This window comes from Mesorhizobium robiniae (genome assembly GCF_040545535.1).
In the GTDB taxonomy this organism is placed as follows: domain Bacteria; phylum Pseudomonadota; class Alphaproteobacteria; order Rhizobiales; family Rhizobiaceae; genus Mesorhizobium; species Mesorhizobium robiniae.
Window position 1 is genome coordinate 279412 of record NZ_JBEPMC010000006.1, and the last position, 24413, is coordinate 303824.

Genomic DNA, 24413 nt, shown 5'->3' on the forward strand with positions numbered 1-24413 from the left:
CTCGCCCGTGCGGGCTTTGAATTAAGTTAGCGCTGCAACCCGTTTCGGGTTACGCGTATTTCTTCTGGACTTCCTGAGCGACCGCGGTCGGCACCGGCTCGTAGTGATCGAACTGCATCGTGTAGGCTGCGCGGCCCTGGCTCATCGAGCGCAAATTGTCGACGTATTTGAACATGTTGGCGAGCGGCACCATTGCGTTGATAACCACCGCCACGCCACGGGCTTCCTGGCCCTGGATCTGGCCGCGACGGCCGTTCAGGTCGCCGATGACGCTGCCGACATAATCTTCCGGCGTCACCACTTCGACCTTCATGATCGGCTCGAGCAACTGCACGCCAAGCCTGGGCGCCGCTTCACGGAAGCAGGCACGGCCGGCGATTTCGAAGGCCAGAACGCTGGAGTCTACGTCGTGGTAGGCACCATCGATCAGCGTCGCCTTGACGCCGATCATCGGGAAGCCGGCGAACGGACCCGAGGTCATGACGCTGTTGATGCCCTTTTCGACACCGGGGATGTATTCCTTCGGCACAGCGCCGCCAACGATCTTGGATTCGAACAGGAATTCGCTGCTTTCCGGATTTGGCTCGAACAGGATCTTGACGCGGGCGAACTGACCCGTGCCGCCGGTCTGCTTCTTATGGGTGTAGTCCTGCTCCTGGCTGCGGGTGATCGTCTCGCGATAGGCCACCTGCGGCGCACCGACATTGGCCTCGACCTTGAACTCGCGACGCATGCGGTCGACGATGATGTCGAGATGAAGCTCGCCCATGCCGGAGATGATCGTCTGACCGGATTCCTCGTCGGTCTTGACGCGGAAGGACGGGTCCTCGGCAGCCAGGCGATGCAGCGCAAGGCCCATCTTTTCCTGGTCGTTCTTGGTCTTCGGCTCAATCGCGATCTGGATGACCGGATCAGGGAATTCCATGCGCTCGAGGATAACCGGATGCAGCGGATCGCAGAGCGTGTCGCCCGTCGTCGTGTCCTTGAGGCCGGCCAGGGCGACGATGTCGCCGGCGAAAGCCTCTTCGACGTCGGCGCGCGAGTTCGCATGCATCTGCAGCATGCGGCCGATGCGTTCCTTCTTGCCCTTGACCGTGTTGTCGACCGAGATGCCCTTGCTGAGCTTGCCCGAATAGATGCGGGCAAAGGTGAGCGAGCCGACGAACGGATCGTTCATGATCTTGAAGGCGAGCATCGACAGCGGCTCGCTGTCGTCGGCGTGACGCTCGATCTCGGCGTCGGTCTTGGCGTCGACGCCCTTGATGGCCGGAACGTCGGCAGGCGACGGCAGGTATTCGACGACGGCGTCGAGCAGCGGCTGCACGCCCTTGTTCTTGAAGGCCGAGCCACAGAACATCGGGTAGAATTTTACCGCGATGGTGCCCTTGCGGATCAGCGCGCGGATCTCGTCATTGCTCGGCATCTTGCCTTCGAGGTAATTCTCGAGCGCCGTCTCGTCCATTTCGACGGCGGCCTCGATCATCTTCTCGCGGTATTCTTCCGCACGTGCCTTGAGGTCTTCCGGGATCTCGACGACGTCCCAGGCAGCGCCAAGCGTTTCGTCGCGCCAGACCAGTGCGTTCATCTCGACGAGGTCGACGACGCCCTTGAACTCGGTCTCGGCACCGATCGGCAGCTGCATGACAACGGCATGCGCGCCGAGGCGCGAACCGATCATCTCGACCGAGCGATAAAAATCAGCGCCGATCTTGTCCATCTTGTTGCAGAAGATCATGCGCGGCACGCGGTATTTGTCGGCCTGGCGCCAGACGGTTTCCGTCTGCGGCTCGACACCGGCATTGGCGTCGAGCAGCGCAATGGCGCCGTCGAGCACGCGCAGCGAACGCTCGACCTCGATGGTGAAGTCGACGTGGCCGGGAGTATCGATGATGTTGAAACGGTGCATCTTGCCGTCACGACCCTTCCAGAAGGTCGTGGTTGCGGCGGACGTAATGGTGATGCCGCGCTCCTGCTCCTGCTCCATCCAGTCCATGGTGGCAGCGCCGTCATGGACTTCGCCGATCTTGTGCGACTTGCCCGTGTAGTAGAGGACGCGCTCGGTGGTCGTCGTCTTGCCGGCGTCGATATGCGCCATGATACCGAAATTTCGGTAGTCTTCGATTTTATATTCGCGGGCCATGGGAGGTGCCTCTTCAGTCTCGTTCGCGCTTTACCAGCGGTAGTGCGCGAAGGCGCGGTTGGCTTCTGCCATCTTGTGGGTGTCTTCACGCTTCTTGACGGCGGTGCCGCGGTTGTTGGCCGCGTCCATCAGCTCGCCCGAGAGGCGGTCAACCATCGTGGTCTCGTTGCGGTTGCGAGCGGCGGCGATCAGCCAGCGAATGGCCAGCGCCTGACGGCGCTCGGGGCGCACGTCCACCGGAACCTGGTAGGTGGCGCCACCGACGCGGCGCGAACGCACTTCCACATGCGGCGCGACATTGTCGAGCGCCTGATGGAAGACGGTGACCGGCTCCTGCTTGGTCTTCGACTGGACTTGGTCGAGCGCGCCGTAGACGATGGTCTCGGCAACCGACTTCTTGCCGTCATACATGACGGCATTCATGAACTTGGTGACGATCAGATCGCCGAACTTCGGGTCCGGGTTGATCTCACGCTTTTCTGCACTGTGACGACGGGACATTTTTTCTCTGCCTCAATTCTGCGTGGTGGCCTGGATCCCGGATCGTCGCCTGGCGCCGTCCGGGATGACCTTGGCTACGCTTCGGTCACTTCGGACGCTTGGCGCCGTACTTCGAACGGCGCTGCTTGCGGTTCTTCACACCCTGCGTGTCGAGCACGCCGCGGATGATATGGTAGCGGACGCCCGGAAGATCCTTGACGCGACCGCCGCGGATCATCACCACGGAGTGTTCCTGAAGGTTGTGGCCTTCGCCGGGGATGTAGCCGATCACTTCAAAACCATTGGTCAGGCGGATCTTGGCCACCTTGCGCAGCGCCGAGTTCGGCTTCTTCGGCGTCGTTGTATAGACGCGCGTGCAGACGCCCCGCTTCTGCGGGTTCTGCTGCATGGCCGGGACCTTGTTGCGCTTCACCGGCGCAATGCGCGGCTTGCGGATCAGCTGGTTGACGGTAGGCATTAAACCCTCTTGTCTCTCAATTCCGTGTCTCGCCCGGTCAGGGCCGCTCAAAGCGTCATTTCCATACGCAAATTCGGGCCACAAACCGCGCCTCGCGGTCTTGCCCGAACAAATGGCAGAGGAAGCGGAAGCCGCTTCATGCACGCCGGAAATGTCTTTTCGCTCGTAAAACGAACCCTGTTTGAGGCAAACTCCAAAGCGTGTCGCTTCGGAAGGGAGAGCCTCACATCGGTTCTGACTGGCCGGCTTCTACTCGCAAGCCCGTTGCCCGTCAACCCCGGAGCACCAAATATTACGCTGTAACCGAGGCTTGGCAGCCATGCGAAAAGCGCATGTAATTTTCTTTCGTCATTTTGCAAGAGGCAGGAAGAAAGTGACTGCGTCTCCGCTGTTGCGCGGCCATGCTTCGTGCGAAAAAGAGGCATGAACAGCGCAAATCCCCTCGCCCGGAGGAATCAGCCCGTGAACGACAATGATGAGCGCCCGGTCACCATCATCACCGGCCGGGCATGGAAAAGGAAGGGCGGCAAGCCGGAAGGCGTCCACCTCATGCTGGTCGCGCCCGACGACGATTCGGCAGTACGCCGGGCGCTCGAATCGCTTTCGGCCGAAGGTTACGCCGAGGCGGAGCTCGACCAGATCGGCGACCTCGACGGCGTGCCCGACGAAGAGCCGCATTTGTCGGCCTACCAAGGCGCGCTCGAAGGCGAAGTGTCGATCGTCACCTTCGAGGTGCCAGCCTGAAGCAGGGCCAGACTGAACGAGAGGCAATGGGCGGCGGCACGTCCCCTCGCCTGGGGCGGTCATGTCCGCTTCCGCCGAGACTTGCCCGGCATCGGTTCTCTGCTAAGAACCATTCGCTGCTGACAGCCAGCGCATCCAATCCGCGGAGTCTCCCATGTCCTCGAACAGCAACCCCATCAAGCTCGGCATCGTCGGCGTGGGAAAGATCGTCCGCGACCAGCACCTGCCGGCTCTGGCGAAGGACCAGGCCTATCGCCTCGCCGCCGCCGCCAGCCGGCACGGCAAGGTGGACGGCATCCCGAATTTCCCCACCATCGAGGCGATGCTCGACGCGGTGCCGGAGCTCGAGGCCGTATCGCTCTGCATGCCGCCGCAGTTCCGCTACGACGCCGCGCGGACAGCGCTCGAAGCGAAAAAACATGTCTTCCTGGAGAAGCCGCCCGGCGCCACGGTCAGCGAGGTCGAGGACCTGAAAGCGTTGGCGGCGGCAAACGGCGTCTCGCTGTTCGCCAGTTGGCATTCGCGTTATGCGCCGGCGGTGGAAGCCGCGCGTGCGTTTCTCGGGTCGGCCAAAATCAAATCGGCCGCCATCAACTGGAAGGAAGACGTGCGCCGCTGGCACCCGAACCAGGACTGGATCTGGGCGCCGGGCGGCTTCGGCGTCTTCGATCCCGGCATCAATGCGCTGTCGATCGCGACCCACATATTGCCGGCGATGTTCATCACCTCCGCAATTCTCGATTTTCCCGAAAACCGCGCAGCCCCGATCGCCGCACATATCGCCTTCCGTACTTCTGATGGATTGCCGGTGACGATGGAGCTCGACTGGCGCCAGACCGGCCCGCAAAGCTGGGACATCCTAGCGGAGACGGACAAGGGCTCGATGGTGCTTTCGGGCGGCGGCTCAAAACTCGCGGTCGACGGCCGCGTTGTTCACGACGAGCCGGAAGCCGAATATCCGATGCTCTACAGGCGTTTCGCCGAGATCGCGCGCGCCGGCGTCTCCGATGTCGATCTCGCCCCACTGCAGCATGTCGCCGACGCCTTCATGCTCGGCAAGCGCAATGTGGTCGAAGCGTTTTTCGACTGAGCTGCGGAGCTGTAGGGGGCCTTCGCTCCGGTCCTGACCATCTTGTAAGCGTCGCGCCACCCCTCATCTGGCTGCCGCCATCTTCTCCCCGTGAACGGCAGGGGAATCGCATATGGAAGAACGAAAGAGAAACCGTCGTTCGAGAACGAAGAAATGGACTCGGTTCGGTTCGGTTTTGTTCTCTGTTCGATTCCACTGTGAAACGGCGTTTTTTCCATATGCGATTGCCCTGCCGTGAACGGGGAGAAGGACGCCGTTACCAAAGATTTCGCCAATCTCCGGCGTCGCAGAAAGAGCGCCAAGGCTACGGCCAGCTTTTTTCTCGCTGTTTACGGGGAGAAATGCCCGGCGGGGCAATGAGGGCGGCCCCGGATGATCGAGATAAGTCGCAACACTCGACGACGCCTCCTCGCAATCCGTCGCCAGCGGCCACAAGTCCCCAACTTCAACACAAGCAAAAAAGCCGCCGGGTTGCCCCGGCGGCTTTGTTGCCTGAGATCTGTACCGCCGCGTTTACTGCGCGGCGTTGACCATGTCGGTCAGCATCGGGTCGGCGACTTCGGCGCCCGATGCCTTGCGGCGCTCGTCGATGATCAGTTCGTCGCGCGAGGTGGCGATGCGCCGGATCTGGCTCATCGTGCCGCCGGTGCCGGCCGGGATCAGCCGGCCGACGATGACGTTTTCCTTCAGCCCCTGCAGCATGTCGGTCTTGCCGGCAACCGCTGCTTCGGTCAGCACTCGGGTCGTCTCCTGGAAGGAGGCGGCCGAGATGAAGGACGGCGTCTGCAGCGAGGCCTTGGTGATGCCGAGCAGCACCGGCTGGCCTTCGGCCGGCTTCTTGCCGTCCTCGACCAGGCGCTCGTTGACCTCTTCCAGCTCGATCACGTCGACGTGGTCGCCCGGAATGTAGGTCGAGTCGCCCTGCGTAGTGATCTCGACCTTCTGCAGCATCTGGCGAACGATCACCTCGATGTGCTTGTCATTGATCGACACGCCCTGCAGACGGTAGACCTCCTGGATCTCGTTGACGAGGTAGGACGCAAGCGCCTCCACGCCCTTGATCGCCAGGATGTCGTGCGGCGCTGGATTGCCGTCGAGGATGTAGTCGCCCTTCTCGATGACGTCGCCGTCCTGGAGATGGAACGGCTTGCCCTTCGGGATCAGGTACTCGACCGGCTCAAGCGTCGAATCATGCGGCTCGATGATGATGCGGCGCTTGTTCTTGTAGTCGCGGCCGAAACGGATCGTGCCATCGATCTCGGCGATGATGGCGTGATCCTTCGGACGGCGTGCCTCGAACAGCTCGGCAACACGCGGCAGACCGCCGGTGATGTCCTTGGTCTTGGCGCTTTCCATCGGAATACGCGCCAGCACGTCGCCGGGGCGAACCTGTGCACCCGGCTCGACCGAAAGAATGGCCTCGACCGAGAGCAGGAAGCGGGCATCGCCGCCCTTCGACAGCTTGCCGACCTTGCCCTTGGCGTCCAGGATGGCAATCGCCGGCTTGAGGTCGTTGCCGCGTGGCGTCGAGCGCCAGTCGATGACCTCACGCTTGGTGATGCCGGTCGACTCGTCGGCCGTTTCCTGAACGGAGATGCCGTCGACCAGATCCTCGTACGACACCTTGCCCTCGATCTCGGTGAGGACCGGGCGGGTATAGGGATCCCACTCAGCGATGCGCTGACCACGCTTCACCTTGTCGCCATCGTCCACGAAGATGCGCGAACCATAGGTGACACGGTGCGTAGCGCGCTCCTTGCCGGCCTCGTCGAGGATCAGAACCGCCATGTTGCGGCCCATGACCATCTGCTGGCCGTCGGAGTTGCGCACCACGTTGCGGTTGCGGATCTCGACCTTGCCCTCATAGGAGGCTTCAAGGAACGAGCTATCCACCACCTGCGCCGTACCGCCCATGTGGAAGGTACGCATGGTGAGCTGGGTGCCCGGCTCGCCGATCGACTGCGCCGCGATAACGCCGACAGCCTCGCCCTGGTTGACCGGGGTGCCGCGGGCCAGATCGCGTCCGTAGCAGACCGCGCAGACACCGACCCTGACGTCGCAGGTCAGCGCCGAGCGGATGCGGACCGACTGGACGCCGGCCTGTTCGATCTGCTCGACATCGCGTTCGTCCATCAGCGTTCCGGCCTTGACCAGAACCTCACCCGTGACCGGATGCGTGATGTCGTCGAGCGACGTGCGGCCGAGAACGCGCTGGCCGACGGAAGCGACGACCTGGCCGGCATCGACGATCGGCTGCATGGTGAGGCCCTTGTCGGTGCCGCAGTCGACGGAGTTGACGATGCAGTCCTGCGCCACGTCGACCAGACGACGGGTGAGGTAACCCGAGTTCGCCGTCTTCAAGGCGGTGTCGGCCAGACCCTTGCGGGCGCCGTGGGTCGAGTTGAAGTACTCGAGCACGGTCAGGCCTTCCTTGAAGTTCGAGATGATCGGCGTCTCGATGATTTCACCGCTAGGCTTGGCCATCAGGCCGCGCATGCCGGCAAGCTGGCGCATCTGGGTGGGCGAGCCGCGCGCACCGGAGTGCGACATCATGTAGATCGAGTTCATCGGCTTTTGACGGCCATTGTCCTCGAACTCGACCGCCTTGATGCGGGCCATCATCTCGTCGGCGACCTTTTCCGAGCACTTGGCCCAAGCGTCGACGACCTTGTTGTACTTCTCGCCCTGCGTGATCAGGCCGTCATTGTACTGCTGCTCGTATTCCTTGGCCAAAGCCTCGGTGTCGGACACCAGCTTGATCTTGGCGTCCGGGATCAGCATGTCGTCCTTGCCGAACGAAATGCCGGCGCGGCAGGCGTGGCTGAAGCCGAGGGCCATGATGCGGTCGCAGAAAATGACCGTCTCCTTCTGACCGCAATGGCGGTAGACGGTGTCGATCATCTTGGAGATGTTCTTCTTGGTCATCTCCTGGTTGGCGGTCTCGTAAGGCACGTTGACGTTCTTCGGCAGAAGCTCGCCAATGATCATGCGGCCGGGCGTGGTGTCATAGATCTTCGACACGACATTGCCTTCGGCATCGACCGAGCGGAAGCGCCCCTTGATCTTGGCATGCAGCGTCACCGCCTTGGTTTCAAGCGCATGCTGGAGTTCGCCCATGTCGGCAAACACCATGCCCTCGCCCGGCTCGTTCTGATTGACGATCGAGAGATAGTAGAGACCCAGAACCATGTCCTGCGACGGCACGATGATCGGCGCGCCGGAAGCCGGGTGCAGGATGTTGTTGGTCGACATCATCAGCACGCGGGCTTCGAGCTGTGCTTCCAGCGACAGCGGCACGTGAACCGCCATCTGATCGCCGTCGAAGTCGGCATTGAAGGCCGTGCAGACCAGCGGATGAAGCTGGATCGCCTTGCCTTCGATCAGGATCGGCTCGAATGCCTGGATGCCGAGGCGGTGCAGCGTCGGCGCACGGTTCAGAAGCACCGGATGCTCGCGGATGACCTCGTCGAGGATATCCCAGACTTCCGGACGCTCCTTCTCGACCAGCTTCTTCGCCTGCTTGACCGTCGAGGAATAACCCTTGGCGTCGAGGCGGGCATAGATGAAGGGCTTGAACAGTTCGAGCGCCATCTTCTTCGGCAGGCCGCACTGGTGCAGCTTGAGCTCCGGACCGGTCACGATGACCGAGCGGCCGGAATAGTCGACGCGCTTGCCGAGCAGGTTCTGACGGAACCGGCCCTGCTTGCCCTTGAGCATGTCCGACAGCGACTTCAGCGGACGCTTGTTAGCGCCGGTGATGACGCGGCCGCGACGGCCGTTGTCGAACAGTGCGTCGACGGCTTCCTGCAGCATGCGCTTTTCATTGCGCACGATGATGCCGGGCGCACGCAGCTCGATCAGCCGCTTCAGGCGGTTGTTGCGGTTGATGACGCGGCGATAGAGATCGTTGAGATCGGACGTGGCGAAGCGACCGCCGTCCAGCGGGACAAGCGGACGCAGGTCCGGCGGGATCACCGGAACCACCTTCATGATCATCCATTCCGGACGGTTGCCGGACTCCATGAAGTTCTCGACGACCTTGAGCCGCTTCAGATACTTCTTCTGCTTCAGCTCGGACGTGGTCGAAGCCAGTTCCGAACGCAGGTCGCCGGCGATCTTCTCCAGGTCCATGCCGGCCAGAAGGTCGTGGATGGCCTCGGCGCCGATCATGGCGGTGAAGCTATCCTCGCCATATTCGTCGACCGCGATCATGTACTCTTCCTCGCTAAGGAGCTGGTGCTCCTTCAGCGCGGTGAGGCCGGGCTCTGTGACGATGTAGTTCTCGAAGTAGAGGACGCGTTCGATGTCCTTCAGCGTCATGTCGAGCAGCGTGCCGATACGCGACGGCAGCGACTTCAGGAACCAGATATGGGCGACGGGCGCGGCCAGCTCGATATGGCCCATGCGCTCGCGGCGAACACGCGACAGCGTGACTTCCACGCCGCACTTCTCGCAGATGACGCCCTTGTACTTCATGCGCTTGTACTTACCGCACAGGCACTCATAGTCCTTGATCGGGCCGAAAATGCGCGCGCAGAACAGGCCGTCGCGCTCCGGCTTGAAGGTGCGGTAGTTGATGGTCTCCGGCTTCTTGATCTCGCCGAACGACCAGGACAGAATCTTCTCAGGGCTGGCGAGCGAGATCCGGATGGAATCGAACACCTGCGCAGGCGCCTGGGGATTGAAGAGATTCATGACCTCTTGGTTCATGCCGTTCTCCTTTTCGGGGTCCTCGAAAACCCCTTGCATCTAGGGCGAGCCAAACGCCCGCCGACTTGGTCGGCCACCGGCCGAAGAAACTTCTTGTTTGAGCATGATCTTGGCCGAAAACCGGTAACCACTTTTCGGGATCGCGCTCGGCGTCCGGTCACGGGAGCCGCGACCGGACGCCTTGTTCACTCGGCCGCGTCGGGCAGCCGAACCGGGCTCTCGTCCAGCTTGGTGTTCTCCAGCTCGACATTGAGGCCCAGAGACCGCATTTCCTTGACGAGAACGTTGAAGCTCTCGGGAATGCCGGCCTCGAACGTGTCGTCGCCTCTGACGATCGCTTCGTAGACCTTGGTGCGGCCGGCAACGTCGTCCGACTTCACCGTCAGCATCTCCTGCAGCGTGTAGGCGGCGCCGTAAGCTTCGAGCGCCCAGACCTCCATCTCGCCGAAGCGCTGGCCACCGAACTGCGCCTTGCCGCCCAGCGGCTGCTGGGTAACGAGCGAGTACGGCCCGATCGAACGCGCGTGGATCTTGTCGTCCACAAGATGGTGAAGCTTGAGCATATATATATAGCCCATCGTCACTTTGCGATCGAACGGTTCGCCTGTGCGTCCGTCATAGAGCTGCGACTGACCGCTGGTGTGCAGGCCCGCCTGCTCCAGCATGATGTTGATGTCGGCCTCGTGCGCGCCGTCGAACACCGGTGTCGCGATGGAGACGCCGCGGCGCATCTGCTCGCTGAGGCGAACGACGCTCTCGTCGTCATAGTCGCGGATCGGCTCGTTGCGGTCGTTGGCCGGCATGAAGCTCTCGAGCGTCTTGCGCAGCGGCTTGATGTCGCCACCTGTCTTGTACGCGTCGATCAGCTCGCCGATCTTCTTACCCATTCCGGCGCAAGCCCAGCCCAGATGCGTTTCCAGGATCTGGCCGACATTCATGCGGCTCGGCACACCCAGCGGGTTGAGCACGATATCTGCATGCGTGCCGTCCTCGAGGAACGGCATGTCCTCGACCGGAACGATCCGCGACACGACACCCTTGTTGCCGTGCCGGCCGGCCATCTTGTCGCCGGGCTGCATCTTGCGCTTCACGGCCACGAAGACCTTGACCATCTTCATGACGCCGGGAGGCATCTCGTCGCCGCGCTGCACCTTCTCGACCTTGTCCATGAAGCGCTGTTCGAGCGCCTTCTTGGAATCGTCGTACTGGCCACGCAGGGCTTCCAGTTCGCTCTGGAGCTTTTCGTCCTCCACCGCAAACTGCCACCACTGCGAACGCGGATACTCGTCGAGCGTATCCTTCGACAGCTTCGAGCCCTTCTTGAACCCCTTCGGTCCGGCGATCGCTTCCTTGCCGACGAGAACGTCGGACAGGCGCGAGTAGACGTTGCGGTCGAGAATCGCCTGCTCGTCGTCACGGTCCTTGGCGAGGCGTTCGATCTCCTCGCGTTCGATCGCCATGGCGCGCTCGTCCTTCTCCACGCCGTGGCGGTTGAAGACGCGCACTTCGACGACGGTGCCGAAGGTTCCGGGCGGCATGCGCATGGACGTGTCACGCACGTCCGATGCCTTCTCGCCGAAGATGGCGCGCAGGAGCTTTTCTTCCGGCGTCATCGGGCTTTCGCCCTTCGGCGTGATCTTGCCGACCAGGATATCGCCCGGCTGCACTTCCGCACCGATATAGACGATGCCGGCCTCGTCGAGGTTCTTCAGCGCTTCTTCCGAGACGTTTGGAATGTCGCGCGTGATTTCCTCCGGTCCGAGCTTGGTGTCGCGCGCCATGACCTCGAACTCCTCGATGTGGATCGAGGTGAAGACGTCGTCGGCGACGATGCGCTCGGACAAGAGGATCGAGTCCTCGTAGTTGTAGCCGTTCCACGGCATGAACGCGACCAGCACGTTGCGGCCAAGCGCCAGATCGCCGAGCTCGGTCGACGGACCGTCGGCGATGATGTCGCCCTTATTGACCCGGTCACCCATACGCACCAGCGGACGCTGGTTGATGCAGGTGTTCTGGTTCGAACGCTGGAACTTCATCAGCCGGTAGATGTCGACGCCCGACTTGCCGGGATCGAGATCTTCCGTGGCGCGGATGACGATACGCGTAGCGTCCACCTGGTCGACGATGCCGCCGCGACGGGCGCCGATGGCGGCGCCCGAGTCACGAGCGACGATCGGCTCCATGCCGGTGCCGACGAACGGCGCTTCGGCGCGCACCAGCGGCACGGCCTGACGCTGCATGTTCGAGCCCATCAGCGCGCGGTTGGCGTCGTCGTTCTCGAGGAACGGGATCAGGGCCGCGGCCACCGACACCATCTGCTTCGGCGACACGTCCATCAGATCGACGTTTTCGCGCGGCGCCATCATCACTTCGCCGGCGTTGCGGCAAATGACGAATTCGTCGACGAAACCACCATTCTTGTCGAGCTCGGCATTGGCCTGTGCAACGTGGTGCTTGGCCTCTTCCATCGCCGAGAGATAGACGACTTCATTGGTCAGCTTGCCGTTGACGATCTTGCGGTACGGGCTCTCGATGAAGCCGTACTTGTTAACACGCGCAAAGGTGGCCAGCGAGTTGATCAGACCGATGTTCGGGCCTTCCGGCGTCTCGATCGGGCAGATGCGGCCGTAATGCGTCGGATGCACGTCGCGCACCTCGAAGCCGGCGCGCTCGCGGGTCAGACCACCTGGTCCAAGCGCCGAGAGACGGCGCTTGTGGGTGATCTCCGACAGCGGGTTGGTCTGATCCATGAACTGCGACAGCTGCGAGGAACCGAAGAACTCGCGCACGGCGGCAGCCGCCGGCTTGGCGTTGATCAGATCCTGCGGCATCACCGTATCGATCTCGATCGAGGACATGCGTTCCTTGATCGCACGCTCCATGCGCAGCAGGCCGACGCGGTACTGGTTCTCCATCAGCTCGCCGACCGAACGCACGCGGCGATTGCCGAGATTGTCGATGTCGTCGATCTCGCCCTTGCCGTCGCGCAGTTCGACCAGCGTCTTGACCACGGCCAGGATGTCGTCCTTGCGCAGCACGCGCACGGTGTCCTCGGCCTTGAGCTCGAGGCGCATGTTCATCTTGACGCGGCCGACGGCCGACAGATCATAGCGCTCGCTGTCGAAGAACAGCGAGTTGAACATGGCTTCGGCGGTTTCGAGCGTCGGCGGCTCGCCGGGGCGCATGACACGGTAGATGTCGAACAGCGCGTCCTGGCGGCTCTCGTTCTTGTCGACGTTGAGCGTGTTGCGGATATAGGCGCCAACATTGACGTGGTCGATGTCGAGAACCTTGATCTCGTCATCGCCGGCGCTGAGAAGCACTTTTAGCGTCTTTTCGTCGATCTCATCGCCGGCTTCGAGGAAAATCTCACCGGTCGCATAGTTGACGATGTCCTCAGCAAGGTAGTTGCCGAGCAGATCCTCGTCGGTCGCCTTGATCGCCTTGAGACCCTTTTCGCCAAGCGCCCGGGCCTGGCGGGCAGTGATCTTCTTGCCAGCCTCGACGACGACTTCGCCGGTATCGGCGTCGACTAGGTCACCAACGGCCTTGAGGCCGCGGAAACGCTCGACGTTGAACGGGATGCGCCAATGGTCGCCGGCACGCTTGTAGGTGATCTTGTTGTAGAAGGTCGACAGGATCTCCTCGCCGTCCATGCCGAGCGCCATCAGCAGCGATGTCACCGGAATCTTGCGGCGGCGGTCGATGCGGGCATGCACGACGTCCTTCGAGTCGAACTCGATGTCGAGCCACGAGCCGCGATAGGGGATGACGCGCGCGGCAAACAGCAGCTTGCCCGACGAGTGCGACTTGCCCTTGTCATGGTCGAAGAAGACGCCCGGCGAACGGTGCATCTGCGAGACGATGACGCGCTCGGTGCCGTTGACGATGAAGGTGCCGTTCAAGGTCATGAGCGGCATGTCGCCCATATAGACGTCCTGCTCCTTGATGTCCTTGATCGACTTGGCGCCGGTATCTTCGTCAATATCGAACACGATGAGGCGCAGCGTCACCTTGAGCGGCGCGGCATAGGTCAGGTCGCGCTGACGGCATTCGTCAACGTCGAATTTCGGTCCTTCGAACTCGTACTTCACGAATTCCAGCATCGAGGAGCCGGAAAAGTCGGAGATCGGGAAGACCGACTTGAAAACCGCCTGCAGTCCCTCATCAGGACGGCCGCCCTTGGGCTCCTCCACCATCAGGAACTGGTCATAGGATGCCTTCTGAACCTCGATCAGGTTCGGCATCTCCGCAACTTCCGGGATCTTTCCGAAGAATTTGCGTACGCGTCTGCGGCCATTGAAAGTCTGTGTCTGGGCCATCGTCGCTCCTTAGCTCTAAACTCGGGGCGAACCTCGCCGCGGCTCGCCTTGCATGCTCGGCCACCTCGGCGGCGGCCCCTAATTTGTTCACCTGCCACCTGTCGGTGGCCGGCCAAAACGGGAGAAAACCCGTTTCCTGAAGGCCGGTTTACGGCCCTCAGGAAAGAGGTTTTCGTACTCTTCGCGTTACGCAGCCTCCCTTCGCGCCAAAGGGAGTGGCGGACGGCGCGAAGCCGCCCGCCAATATCAAACGCTTACTTCAGTTCGACCTTGGCGCCGGCTGCTTCCAGCTGGGCCTTGAACTTGTCCGCGTCGGCCTTGGAAACAGCTTCCTTGACCGGCTTCGGAGCCGCCTCGACCAGGTCCTTGGCTTCCTTGAGGCCAAGGCCGGTGATGGCGCGAACTTCCTTGATGACGTTGATCTTCTGAGCGCCCGCCTCGGTGAGGACGACGTCGAATTCCGTCTTTTCCTCGACCGGAGCAGCTGCGGCCGCAGCACCGCCAGCGGCGGCAACCGCCACCGGAGCAGCTGCGGAAACGCCCCACTTTTCTTCCAGAAGCTTCGACAGCTCGGCCGCCTCGAGGACGGTCAGCTTCGAAAGGTCGTCTACGATCTTTGCCAGATCAGCCATTGCAATATTCCTTCATAAGGTTCGAACGTGTGTTTGTGATAGCGAGGAACGGCCTCATGCCGCCTCGTCCTTCCGGGCGTAAGCGCCGATGACACGCGCGACCGAAGCCGCAGGTGCATTGACGATCTGGGCGATCCGGGTTGCCGGCGTGGCGATCATGCCAACCAGCCTGCCGCGCAGCTCATCGAGCGACGGAAGTGTGGCGAGTGCCTTCACCCCGTCGGCGTTGAGCGAGGTGGTGCCCATTGCGCCGCCGAGAATGACGAGCTTGTCATTTCCCTTGGCGAAATCGGACGCGACCTTCGGCGCCGCAATCGGATCCTCCGAATAGGCGATCAGCGTCTGTCCCTTGAACAGGTCGATGATCGATGCGGAGTCCGTGCCCTGAAGAGCGATTTTGGCGAGACGGTTCTTCGCGACTTTGACGGTGCCACCGGCGACGCGCATTTTCGACCGAAGGTCGTTCATTTGCGCGACGGTGATACCGGCGTAGTGGGCCACGACGACTGAACCAGCGCCCGAAAACGCTTCATTCAGGCCCGTGACGAGTTCGCGTTTTTCCGCTCTGTCCACTGCCTATCTCCAGTTGACCCCTGCCCTTACGAGGACAGGCGTCGGGTTGCCTTTTGCCGGCCGGGCCATCCAGTAACGGATCTCCCGAACGACGCTCGAGGATCCTGCCCCCTTTCGCCACACCAGCCGGCAAGCCGAATGGTGCGCAGACAAAAGGCAAACACGGTTCGAACCTTTCATTGGAGCAGTCGCTCCGTTGTCCGGTCTTCACCCGTCTCATGCAGGCCCACATGAATTAAGGCTTTTGGGCCGCCTGCAATCTCGGACAGGATGTCCGGAAGCCTTCCGACTTCCGGTACCGGGCCGCCGACAGGTCGGAGGTCCGGAATTCTTTTTCAGATCAGCCCTTTAGCGGCCGATCCGGGCAATTCGTATCAGGACGCTGCGAGCGTCGAGACGTCGAGCTTGAGGCCCGGGCCCATCGTCGAGGTGACCGACACCTTCTTGACGTAGTTGCCCTTGGCGCCAGCCGGCTTCGCCTTGTTCACCGCGTCGGCGAAGGCGCGGACGTTCTCTTCCAGCGCCTTGACGTCGAACGAGATCTTGCCGACGCCGCCATGAACGATACCGGCTTTCTCGACGCGGAACTCGACGGCGCCGCCCTTCGACGCCTTGACGGCGGCGGTAACGTCGGTGGTGACGGTGCCGACCTTCGGGTTCGGCATCATGCCGCGCGGGCCGAGCACCTTGCCCAGACGGCCGACCAGCGGCATCATGTCCGGCGTGGCGATGCAGCGATCGAAGTCGATCGTGCCCTTCTGGACGATGTCGACCAGATCCTCGGCGCCAACGATATCGGCGCCGGCCGCCTTGGCTTCCTCGGCCTTGTCGCCACGCGCGAAAACGGCGACGCGGACGGTACGGCCGGTGCCGTTCGGCAGATTGACCACGCCACGGACCATCTGGTCGGCATGGCGCGGGTCGACACCCAGGTTCATCGCGACTTCAACGGTTTCGTCGAACTTCACCGACGACCGGTCCTTGAGCAGCTTCAGGGCCTCACCCAAGGCATAGGCCTTGTTGGGATCGATGCCTTCGCGGGTCTTCGATACACGTTTTGCAATCTTTACCATGATCTCAGCCCACCACTTCCAGACCCATCGAGCGGGCGGAGCCCTCGACCATGCGCATGGCGCCCTCGATATCGGTTGCGTTCAGATCCTTCATCTTCTGCTCGGCGATGGCGCGCACCTTGTCGCGGCCGATCGTCCCGGCCTTGACCTTGCCCGGCTCCTTCGAGCCCGACTTCAGGTTCGCGGCCTTCTTCAGGAAGTAGCTCACCGGCGGCGTCTTCATGACAAAGGTGAACGACTTGTCCTGGTAGTAGGTGATCACGACCGGAATCGGCGATCCCTTTTCCATTTCCTGGGTCTGCGCGTTGAACGCCTTGCAGAACTCCATGATGTTGATGCCGCGCTGACCAAGCGCCGGTCCGATCGGGGGCGACGGTGTCGCCGAGCCCGCGGAAACCTGGAGCTTGAGCTGGCCTGCAATTTTCTTAGCCATCTCTTTCCTGCCTTTATCTCATGCCGGTCTCGCCGGCGGTTGCAGTCTGGTGGTGCGGTTCCTGCGGCCGGCTAAAGCCGCATTCGCCTCCCACCCGTTTTGGCCGCGCGATCTCCGCGCCGCCTCCCTCGTCACCGAATAGGCGACGAGGATTTCGGATCAGCCCTTTTCGACCTGTCCGAATTCGAGATCGACCGGCACAGCGCGCCCGAAGATCGAAACTTCCACCTTGAGCCGCGCCCGCTCCTCGTCCACTTCCTGGACGAAACCGTTGAACGACGCGAACGGACCATCCGAGACGCGGATCGCCTCGCCGATCTCGAAAGTGACCGACGGCTTCGGCCGCTCGACGCCTTCCTGCACCTGGTTCAGGATGCGCTGGGCCTCGGCCTCGGTGATCGGCACCGGCTTCGAATCACCCAGGAAGCCGGTGACCTTCGGCGTATTCTTCACCAGCGAGAACACCGCGTCGGTCAGGTTGGCCTTCAAGAGCACGTAGCCCGGGAAGAACTTGCGCTCGGCATCGACCTTGCGACCGCGGCGGATCTCGACGACCTTCTCGGTCGGCACCACGATCTGCTCGATGTCAGCGGACAGGCCTTTCTGCTTGGCCTTGTTCTCGATGTCCTCGGCGACCTTTTTTTCAAAGTTCGAATAGGCGTGGACGATGTACCACCGCGCAGTCATCTTAAGACTTCTCCGTAATCGCTGGACTTAGCGTCCAATGCCCAGAATCTGCTCGACCGCGAGGCCCATGAGCTGATCGGCGGTAAAGAAAAAGATCATCGCGATCACAGCGAACGCCAGGACCATCACCGTCGAGATCATCGTTTCGCGTCGCGACGGCCAAGTCACCTTGGCGGTCTCCGAGCGAACCTGCTGGAGAAAGACGAAAGGATTTGTGGTTTTCGAAGCCATGTGCCGCCTGTCTTCGAGACCCGTTGACCGGATCTCCTGGATGATCCCGCTGGCCGGGATGTGCCGCCTGGGCCTGTGTTCGCGCCGAATCAGCGCAATCATTTCGCCCATGCAAATCGGACGCGTAAAGCCGGCTTCCCAGCTCCACGCGTCGCGTGTCTGTTTCGTCTACATAAAACCGATTCTTGATCCACGCAAGTGGCAAGTGTCCGCTTTATGACCAAACGCCGCCTCGGAACCATCCAGTCGTCCCGTCCCGGCTATGGCCCCTTATGCCCCAAGACAGCCTATATGGCAAGCCACCGGCCGATTTTCAAACGGCCAATGCTTGGAAGACCACACAATTTTCATGAAATGGCCATTTCGAAAAATGGCACGGGCAGCAGGGCTCGAACCTACGACCTGCGGTTTTGGAGACCGCCGCTCTACCAACTGAGCTATGCCCGTATCGCGCGTATCAGCGCAGCAGGCGCTTCCTAAAAGCTTCCGCGCGCGCTGTAAAGAGGGTGCGTACTGCCCTGCCTTCATCTGCGGAAATCCAAGCGTCCTCCCGGCCATTTCCCTTGATCCTTTGATTGCTCACGATCAAGCCAACCGCCGCGATCTGGTCAGTTTCCGGAAGGCGGCGGCTTGTACGGTCCGCCGGGCACACCCCAGCCCCAGGCCGGCATCGGCTCGGTCTCGGGATCACAGATCGCGCCAAGGTTGGAGTTCATCTTCGCCAGCCGCGAACCCCACTCGACATAGGCCATGAAAGCCGAGCGGAATTCCGGATCGTCGGGCAGCCCGACGTCGTCGGCGGCGTCCACGAGCAGTTTAATCCAGCGGCGGCGCTGTTCCTCGCTCAGATGCTTGCCCAGATGGTGCATCACCATCTCGCGGTGGCCGCCATGATTTTCGCTGTAGGTTTTCGGTCCCCCAAAGACTTCGCCGATGAACGCCGCGACATGGGCAGGATGGTCCGGCGACATGTTTTTGAACACCGGGCCGACGACAGAATCCCTAGACACCTTTTTGTAGAAGGTTTGGGTCAGGCGATTCAGCGCTTCGCTGCCGCCGGCCCATTCGAACAATGTCGGAGTATCCTGGCTCATTCTCGATCCTCGACTGGCCGGACTGTCACTGCTTCGGACGATAGCGGAACGATCGAACGTCGCTCAACCTGCCTCGATGGCCAGTTGGGCCGGCTGCCGAGCCTGCGCCTTACAACTTGACCGGCACTTCGGCCTGAACCTCGGACGTTGAAACCACGCGGCAATTCTCCGGCATCGGCTCCGATTTGCAGATGGTTGGGCCGGTAAATTCATCGACCGATTCAAGCCCGGTCGTCAGCCCGACTTTCAACATCATTTCGGGTTCGAGCTGCCGATGGCGCGAAGCCGGTACCGACTGCATGGCCGCCAGCAGACCGGGTTCGACTGCCATGTCCTTGAAATAGGTTTTGACGGGCTGCTCCAACCCAATGGAGTGAACGGTCAACGGCGCACGAGGGCCGACAAGGCGCCTGACACCGCCGGCGAGCATGATCGGACAGGCTGCGCCACATTCGCCGCTCGCATCGATCGTCAGTCCGACATAGATGCCATCTTCGGCGGTGCAATCCGCCTTGTCCGGCTCACATCCGATGAAGTCCGTCCGTGCAACCGCCACGTCGAGCTTGCGTTCCCGGATCAACCTTCCGGTGGCCAGAGCGCCGAGCACGTCACCTCCCGGTGAGTTGATCACCACGGGCAGTCGCCGGTCGCCCATCGTCTCAAGCAGTTGGCGCAGCCGTTGCGGCGTTTGGGCGCTGATCGTGCCTTCCGCAGAGATCCATTCGGGGCAATTGGGATCGCAGAGGGAACTCCTGCCTCGAACCAGAACGAAACGCATATCGCCAACATCGGTCCGCTGGACGGTTTCGCGTTCGACCGACGCAGCGGGAGCGGGCTTGGCGTATGCCACCACCTCGCCGGCCGGCGCCGCTATTTCCCTGCAGTTCGCGGCCACGGGATCGGTGTTGCACAGGGTCGCGGTGGTCAGCAGATCGACGGCATCCAGGCTGGTGACGAGCTTCGTCTGCAGCATGTCGTAAGGAGCCAGTTGCCGGATGCTGCTGGCCGGTGTGCTCTTCATCGTATCGAGCACGCCTTGGCCGACGCCCATTTCCTTCAGATAGGCCGCCAGTCTTTTCTCTACGGGCTTGCTCATCTCGTAGGTCTTGTAGCTGCCGGCGTTCTTGCGGCCGACGATCTTCTTGCTGAGGATCTTCTTCTTGCCTCTCACCACGCGATAGGTGGTCCGGTACTGCAATTTCGTCCTGAAATAGGTCGTGGTGATCTGATGAACGCCGAGATAGGCCCATTGCCCGACCACACGCCTGATGCCGCCGGCAAACATCAGCGGACAAGCAGAATTGCAGATGGCGCCGCCGGCAACCGGACTGCCGAAATAACGGGCGCCCTTGCCGTCGTTTTCCTTGCAGATCTTCACGCCGGGCTGGCAGCCGATGAACCGGGTTTTGCCGACCGCGACATCGAGCTTGTTCTTGCGGATCAGGCGGCCCAGCGCCAGCGCCGCTTCGACGTTGCCGCCGGGAGAGTTCATGACGACAGGCAGTTTTCGGCCGCCGAGCACCTTGAGCGTGCGCTTGAACAGGGCCGGCGTGCCGGCTTCTATCGAGCCTTCAGCCGATATCCACTCCGGGCAGGTCGGTTCACAACCAGGCGCGCTGCTGCGGACGACGACAAACCGCATCGCCGGGCCAAGATCCGGCGCGGACTTTTTTGTATTCGCCGCGAAGGCAGCGTGTCCCATGACAAGGAACGACGCCAGGCAGATCAGCCCCAGAGTCCACCATGTCCGGCCATTCAAACGGTGCCACGGAACCATTTGGGCAAGCCCCCCGCGATGCAACCTATACTAGTTGAGGCTTGAAGGCTTGCAACAGGTTTTGGAACGACTGCGCAGGTGCATGTCGCAGGTGCCCCCAAAGCAAAAAGGGCAGCCCGAGGACTGCCCTTTTGCATTCGATCCGGCAGATGCCGGTGTCGATTACTCTTTGATGGTGACGACGATGCCGGCACCGACGGTGCGGCCGCCTTCACGGATGGCGAAGCGCAGCTTCTCTTCCATGGCGATCGGCACGATCAGCTCGACATCGACCGTGATGTTGTCGCCAGGCATCACCATCTCGGTGCCTTCCGGCAGCGACACGATGCCGGTCACGTCGGTCGTGCGGAAGTAGAACTGCGGACGGTAGTTGGTGAAGAACGGCGTGTGACGGCCACCTTCGTCCTTGGTCAGGATGTAGGCTTCGGCCACGAACTTCTTGTGCGGCTTGACCGTGCCGGGCTTGGCCAGAACCTGGCCGCGCTCGACGCCTTCACGGTCGACACCGCGCAGCAGCGCGCCGATGTTGTCACCGGCCTGGCCCTGATCGAGCAGCTTGCGGAACATCTCGACGCCGGTGCAGGTCGTCTTGGTCGTCGGACGGATGCCGATGATCTCCAGCTCCTCGCCGACCTTGACCACGCCGCGCTCGACGCGGCCGGTCACAACCGTGCCGCGGCCCGAGATCGAGAACACGTCCTCGATCGGCATCAGGAACGGCTTGTCCAGCGGACGAACCGGCGTCGGGATGTAGTCGTCGACCGACGCCATCAATTCGCGGATCGCGTCCTCGCCGATCTTCTTGTCGGAATCTTCCAAAGCCGAAAGCGCCGAACCCTTGACGATCGGATTGTCGTCGCCGGGGACCTCGTTCTTGGTCAGCAGCTCGCGCACCTCGAGCTCGACCAGCTCGAGCAGCTCGGCGTCGTCGACCTGGTCGACCTTGTTCAAGAACACCACGATCGACGGCACGCCGACCTGACGGGCAAGCAGGATGTGCTCGCGCGTCTGCGGCATCGGGCCGTCGGCGGCCGACACAACCAGGATCGCGCCGTCCATCTGCGCAGCACCGGTGATCATGTTCTTCACATAGTCGGCGTGGCCGGGGCAATCGACATGGGCATAGTGGCGGTTGGCCGTCTCGTATTCGACATGCGCCGTCGAGATCGTGATGCCGCGCGCCTTCTCCTCGGGTGCTGCATCAATCTGGTCGTAGCGCTTGTATTCGCCAAAATACTTGGTGATCGCCGCCGTCAGCGACGTCTTGCCATGATCGACGTGCCCAATCGTGCCAATGTTCACATGAGGCTTTGTACGCTCGAATTTACCTTTTGCCATAGTCTCTTTCCTTGGACGGCCTGGACCTTCAGTTCAGTCGAATGCGGGGCGATTAGCGACTACGGCCGAAAAACACAAGTGTCTTGTGGCCGAGCGCGCGCTCACCCGGTCTGAACCCGTAATCCGGTTTCGGGGGATGTGGCGCGGATATAGGAACGAACAAGAAGAAATGGAATGGGCGAAGATAGGTTCCGCTGACATTGGCATTCACAGGATGGATATCGCCGCTTGCGCCTGTCTGCCTTGCCGGATTTTACGACCGGATCTGGCCCATTGCCGGTGTGGCGCCGGTCTGATTTCCTGATCGGATGCATTTCATCCCGATTGCCATCCGCGGCCCGCTGTTCATGATCCTCTCGACTGGGTCCTATGTCGTCAACGACACCATGATGAAGCTGGCGACGGCAGGATTGCCACCTTATGAGGTACTGTTTCTGCGCGGCATGGCGGCAACGCTGTGGGGCATCCCATTGCTGCTTTCGCTGGGCTACGCCAAGCAGATCCCGCTGATCCTCGAAAGGAGAGTGTTACAACGAAACCTGCTCGAGCTGGCGGCGATCCTTTGCTACGTGGTGGCGCTCGCCAACATGCAGATCGCCGATTCGACCGCCTTGGGGCAAATCACTCCGCTGCTCATGCTGATTGGCTCCGCTGTCCTGTTCGGCGAACGGATCGGGGGACTGCGCATGGTCCTGATCGGGCTCGGCTTCGTCGGTGCGGTGATGGTGGCGCAGCCGACCATGCAGGGAATCTCGGTCTACGCCCTGCTGGCCCTCGGCAACGCGGCATTCGCCGCCGCGCGGGATCTCGCCGGACGGCGGGTCGCCGCCGACGTGCCTGGAATGATCGTTGCAATTTCCGCGGTGGTGGTGGTGCTGGTCGGCTCAGGCGTTGCGCATCTGATGTCGGAGCGCTGGGTGATGCCAGAGATGCATCATCTGCTGCTGATGGCCGGGGCCGGATTGTTCCTGATCTTCGGCCACTTCTTCATCTTCATGGCCTATCGCGTCGGGCCGGCCGGCGTGGTGGCGCCGTTCTATTACTGCTTCACCGTCTGGGCGGTCATTTCGGGTCTGGTGGTGTTCCAGCAATTCCCGAACGCGCTGGCGATCAGCGGCATCCTGCTGGTGGTGGCCAGCGGACTGACCATCGTGTCGCTCGACGAGCGCAGGCGCCGGCTGACCGTGGTCGCTTAGTTTAAGCAGTGGTCACCGCAAAAGATGGAGAAGCCCGTGACAAGCCATGCCAACGACCGCACGCTCGCCGGAAAGTGCCTGTGTGGCGCCGTACAATATGCGGTGGCCGATGAGTTTCTCTATGCCGCGAACTGCCACTGCTCGAACTGCCGGCGCACCACCGGTTCAGCCTTCAAGCCGTTTGCCGGCATCGAGCGTGAGAGACTGAGCCTGACCGAAGGCGACGACAACCTCCTGATCTTTGGCGACGAGACCGGTCATGACACGCACTGCAAGACCTGCGGCTCGTTGCTCTATTCGGTCGTCCGCGACGGCGCTTTCGTGCACGTCGCCATGGGAACCCTCGTCGATGAGCCGACCATCCGCCCGACGCACCACATCTTTGTCGGCTCCAAGGCGAAGTGGTTCACGATCACCGATGACCTGCCTCAATATGAAGAGCATGTGGTGACATGAAGAGCATGTGGTGACGGGCCTCCAGACGACAGGGATGATCGCACCGGCCGCAAGCCCATCCATAGATTAGCCGCGGTTCACCAAGTGTTAGAAACGCTCAACCAAATTATCGTTTCGTTTTCACATTCGGCGCCAAAGAACTTATAGTGATTCCGTTCGCTCGATTGTTGCGGGGATTTCTGTGGCACTGCCGCCGGACTGGATGCCCAACGTTCCGATGAAGCGGGTCGTATGCCACTGGACGGCTGGCTCGCATTCGGCCGGCGATACCGACAAGGACGCCTATCATATACTTGTCGAAGGCAATGGCAGCCTCGTTAGGGGCCGGCCTTCCATCGCACTTAATTCCGGCAGGGTGAAATCAGGGTACGCAGCTCACACCCTCAACTGCAACAGCGGCTCGATCGGGGTTTCTCTGTGCTGCATGGCTGGAGCGGAGGAAAGGCCGTTCGACGCCGGCCGCTATCCAATGACGAGGACGCAATGGGATGCGCTGATTGTCGTCGTCGCCGAACTTTGCAAATACTATCGCATCAAGGTCACGCCCAAAACGGTTCTTTCGCATGCCGAGGTCGAAAGCAATCTCGGCATCGAGCAACGCGGAAAATGGGATTTTTCCCGCCTGCCTTTCGACCCGACGGTCGTTGGCGCGAGAGCCTGTGGCGACCGGCTGCGGCGGGATGTGACGGCGGCGATGGGGGCGATGCCTAATCTGCCGGTCAGACCGGGCCGTGACATGGCCCTCGAAACAGCCATCCGGCGTCTGCTCGATGAATTGTGGCCAATCCTGGCCAGAGGACTCCAAGCTGGCTTCAACACGCTGGTGCGGGAGATCCTCAAAAGGATGCGCTAAAGCGTGCAGCAGCCAAGCGGAAGGCAAATCCGCCCGGCTGCCGAATATCGATTGTCCAAGTTTGTTTTAGCCGCATTTCTGCGACGCCAAATGACCCAGCGCAAAT

Annotated in this window: 19 protein-coding genes and 1 tRNA gene; 5 read left to right on the forward strand and 15 right to left on the reverse strand. The window is 61.7% G+C overall.

Translation table 11 applies throughout. The features are described from left to right. Positions 1-49: 49 nt before the first annotated feature. The 3 genes from fusA to rpsL all read right to left on the reverse strand — a co-directional run bounded on the left by fusA (position 50) and on the right by rpsL (position 3098). Positions 50-2140 carry an elongation factor G gene (fusA, locus tag ABID19_RS18605; protein WP_354492404.1) on the reverse strand — a complete coding sequence of 697 codons (2091 nt, stop codon included), beginning with the start codon at positions 2138-2140 and terminating at the stop codon, positions 50-52. A gap of 30 nt (positions 2141-2170) precedes the next feature. After that, a complete protein-coding gene (gene rpsG, locus ABID19_RS18610; protein WP_008875664.1) occupies positions 2171-2641 on the reverse strand; it encodes a 30S ribosomal protein S7 in 471 nt (156 codons plus the stop codon). An 85-nt stretch (positions 2642-2726) separates the two neighbouring features. Beyond that, positions 2727-3098, reverse strand: a complete 372-nt coding sequence (gene rpsL, locus ABID19_RS18615) for a 30S ribosomal protein S12 (RefSeq protein WP_006333356.1) — start codon at positions 3096-3098, stop codon at positions 2727-2729. A gap of 462 nt (positions 3099-3560) precedes the next feature. Here rpsL and ABID19_RS18620 point away from each other — a divergent pair, with 462 nt between their 5' ends. After that, entirely contained in the window at positions 3561-3842 is a 282-nt protein-coding gene (locus ABID19_RS18620) for a transcriptional regulator (protein ID WP_354492405.1), read from the forward strand. A 154-nt stretch (positions 3843-3996) separates the two neighbouring features. Beyond that, positions 3997-4932: a Gfo/Idh/MocA family protein gene (locus ABID19_RS18625; protein ID WP_354492406.1), complete on the forward strand. Its 936-nt coding sequence runs from the start codon at positions 3997-3999 to the stop codon at positions 4930-4932. A gap of 513 nt (positions 4933-5445) precedes the next feature. Here the strand turns inward: ABID19_RS18625 and rpoC are convergent. The 12 genes from rpoC to tuf form a co-directional block, all read right to left on the reverse strand. After that, entirely contained in the window at positions 5446-9642 is a 4197-nt protein-coding gene (gene rpoC, locus ABID19_RS18630; protein WP_354492407.1) for a DNA-directed RNA polymerase subunit beta', read from the reverse strand. A 185-nt stretch (positions 9643-9827) separates the two neighbouring features. Continuing rightward, a complete protein-coding gene (rpoB, locus tag ABID19_RS18635; RefSeq protein WP_354492408.1) occupies positions 9828-13964 on the reverse strand; it encodes a DNA-directed RNA polymerase subunit beta in 4137 nt (1378 codons plus the stop codon). A 254-nt stretch (positions 13965-14218) separates the two neighbouring features. Beyond that, positions 14219-14596 (reverse strand): 50S ribosomal protein L7/L12, encoded by a 378-nt coding sequence (gene rplL, locus ABID19_RS18640; RefSeq protein WP_023680442.1) that lies wholly within the window; start codon positions 14594-14596, stop codon positions 14219-14221. Positions 14597-14650: 54 nt separating this feature from the next. Next, complete coding sequence (gene rplJ, locus ABID19_RS18645; RefSeq protein ID WP_065011395.1) at positions 14651-15169, reverse strand: 50S ribosomal protein L10; 519 nt, start codon at positions 15167-15169, stop codon at positions 14651-14653. A 374-nt stretch (positions 15170-15543) separates the two neighbouring features. Then, the gene (gene rplA / locus ABID19_RS18650; RefSeq protein ID WP_354492409.1) at positions 15544-16242 is read right to left on the reverse strand and encodes a 50S ribosomal protein L1; all 699 of its coding nucleotides are present in this window, start codon (positions 16240-16242) and stop codon (positions 15544-15546) included. A gap of 4 nt (positions 16243-16246) precedes the next feature. Continuing rightward, entirely contained in the window at positions 16247-16675 is a 429-nt protein-coding gene (gene rplK, locus ABID19_RS18655; RefSeq protein ID WP_029352163.1) for a 50S ribosomal protein L11, read from the reverse strand. A gap of 159 nt (positions 16676-16834) precedes the next feature. Then, positions 16835-17362: a transcription termination/antitermination protein NusG gene (gene nusG / locus ABID19_RS18660; RefSeq protein WP_006333333.1), complete on the reverse strand. Its 528-nt coding sequence runs from the start codon at positions 17360-17362 to the stop codon at positions 16835-16837. A gap of 27 nt (positions 17363-17389) precedes the next feature. Next, positions 17390-17593 carry a preprotein translocase subunit SecE gene (secE, locus tag ABID19_RS18665; RefSeq protein WP_029352158.1) on the reverse strand — a complete coding sequence of 68 codons (204 nt, stop codon included), beginning with the start codon at positions 17591-17593 and terminating at the stop codon, positions 17390-17392. A gap of 371 nt (positions 17594-17964) precedes the next feature. Continuing rightward, a tRNA-Trp gene (locus ABID19_RS18670) sits at positions 17965-18040 on the reverse strand. 161 nt (positions 18041-18201) lie between these two features. Then, positions 18202-18687 carry a group II truncated hemoglobin gene (locus tag ABID19_RS18675; protein ID WP_354492410.1) on the reverse strand — a complete coding sequence of 162 codons (486 nt, stop codon included), beginning with the start codon at positions 18685-18687 and terminating at the stop codon, positions 18202-18204. A 109-nt stretch (positions 18688-18796) separates the two neighbouring features. Continuing rightward, on the reverse strand, positions 18797-20464 hold the full coding sequence (locus tag ABID19_RS18680; RefSeq protein ID WP_435528743.1) for a COG3904 family protein: 1668 nt from the start codon (positions 20462-20464) through the stop codon (positions 18797-18799). 162 nt (positions 20465-20626) lie between these two features. Further along, on the reverse strand, positions 20627-21802 hold the full coding sequence (tuf, locus tag ABID19_RS18685; RefSeq protein WP_354492412.1) for an elongation factor Tu: 1176 nt from the start codon (positions 21800-21802) through the stop codon (positions 20627-20629). Between the two features lie 308 nt (positions 21803-22110). On the opposite strand from tuf, the gene ABID19_RS18690 reads away from it, so the two are divergent. The 3 genes from ABID19_RS18690 (at position 22111) to ABID19_RS18700 (ending at position 24307) form a co-directional block, all read left to right on the forward strand. Further along, positions 22111-22998: a DMT family transporter gene (locus ABID19_RS18690; protein ID WP_354492413.1), complete on the forward strand. Its 888-nt coding sequence runs from the start codon at positions 22111-22113 to the stop codon at positions 22996-22998. A gap of 24 nt (positions 22999-23022) precedes the next feature. Next, entirely contained in the window at positions 23023-23454 is a 432-nt protein-coding gene (locus ABID19_RS18695; RefSeq protein WP_435528744.1) for a GFA family protein, read from the forward strand. Positions 23455-23635: 181 nt separating this feature from the next. Further along, positions 23636-24307, forward strand: a complete 672-nt coding sequence (locus ABID19_RS18700; RefSeq protein ID WP_354492415.1) for a peptidoglycan recognition protein family protein — start codon at positions 23636-23638, stop codon at positions 24305-24307. The last annotated feature ends 106 nt before the right edge of the window (positions 24308-24413 follow it).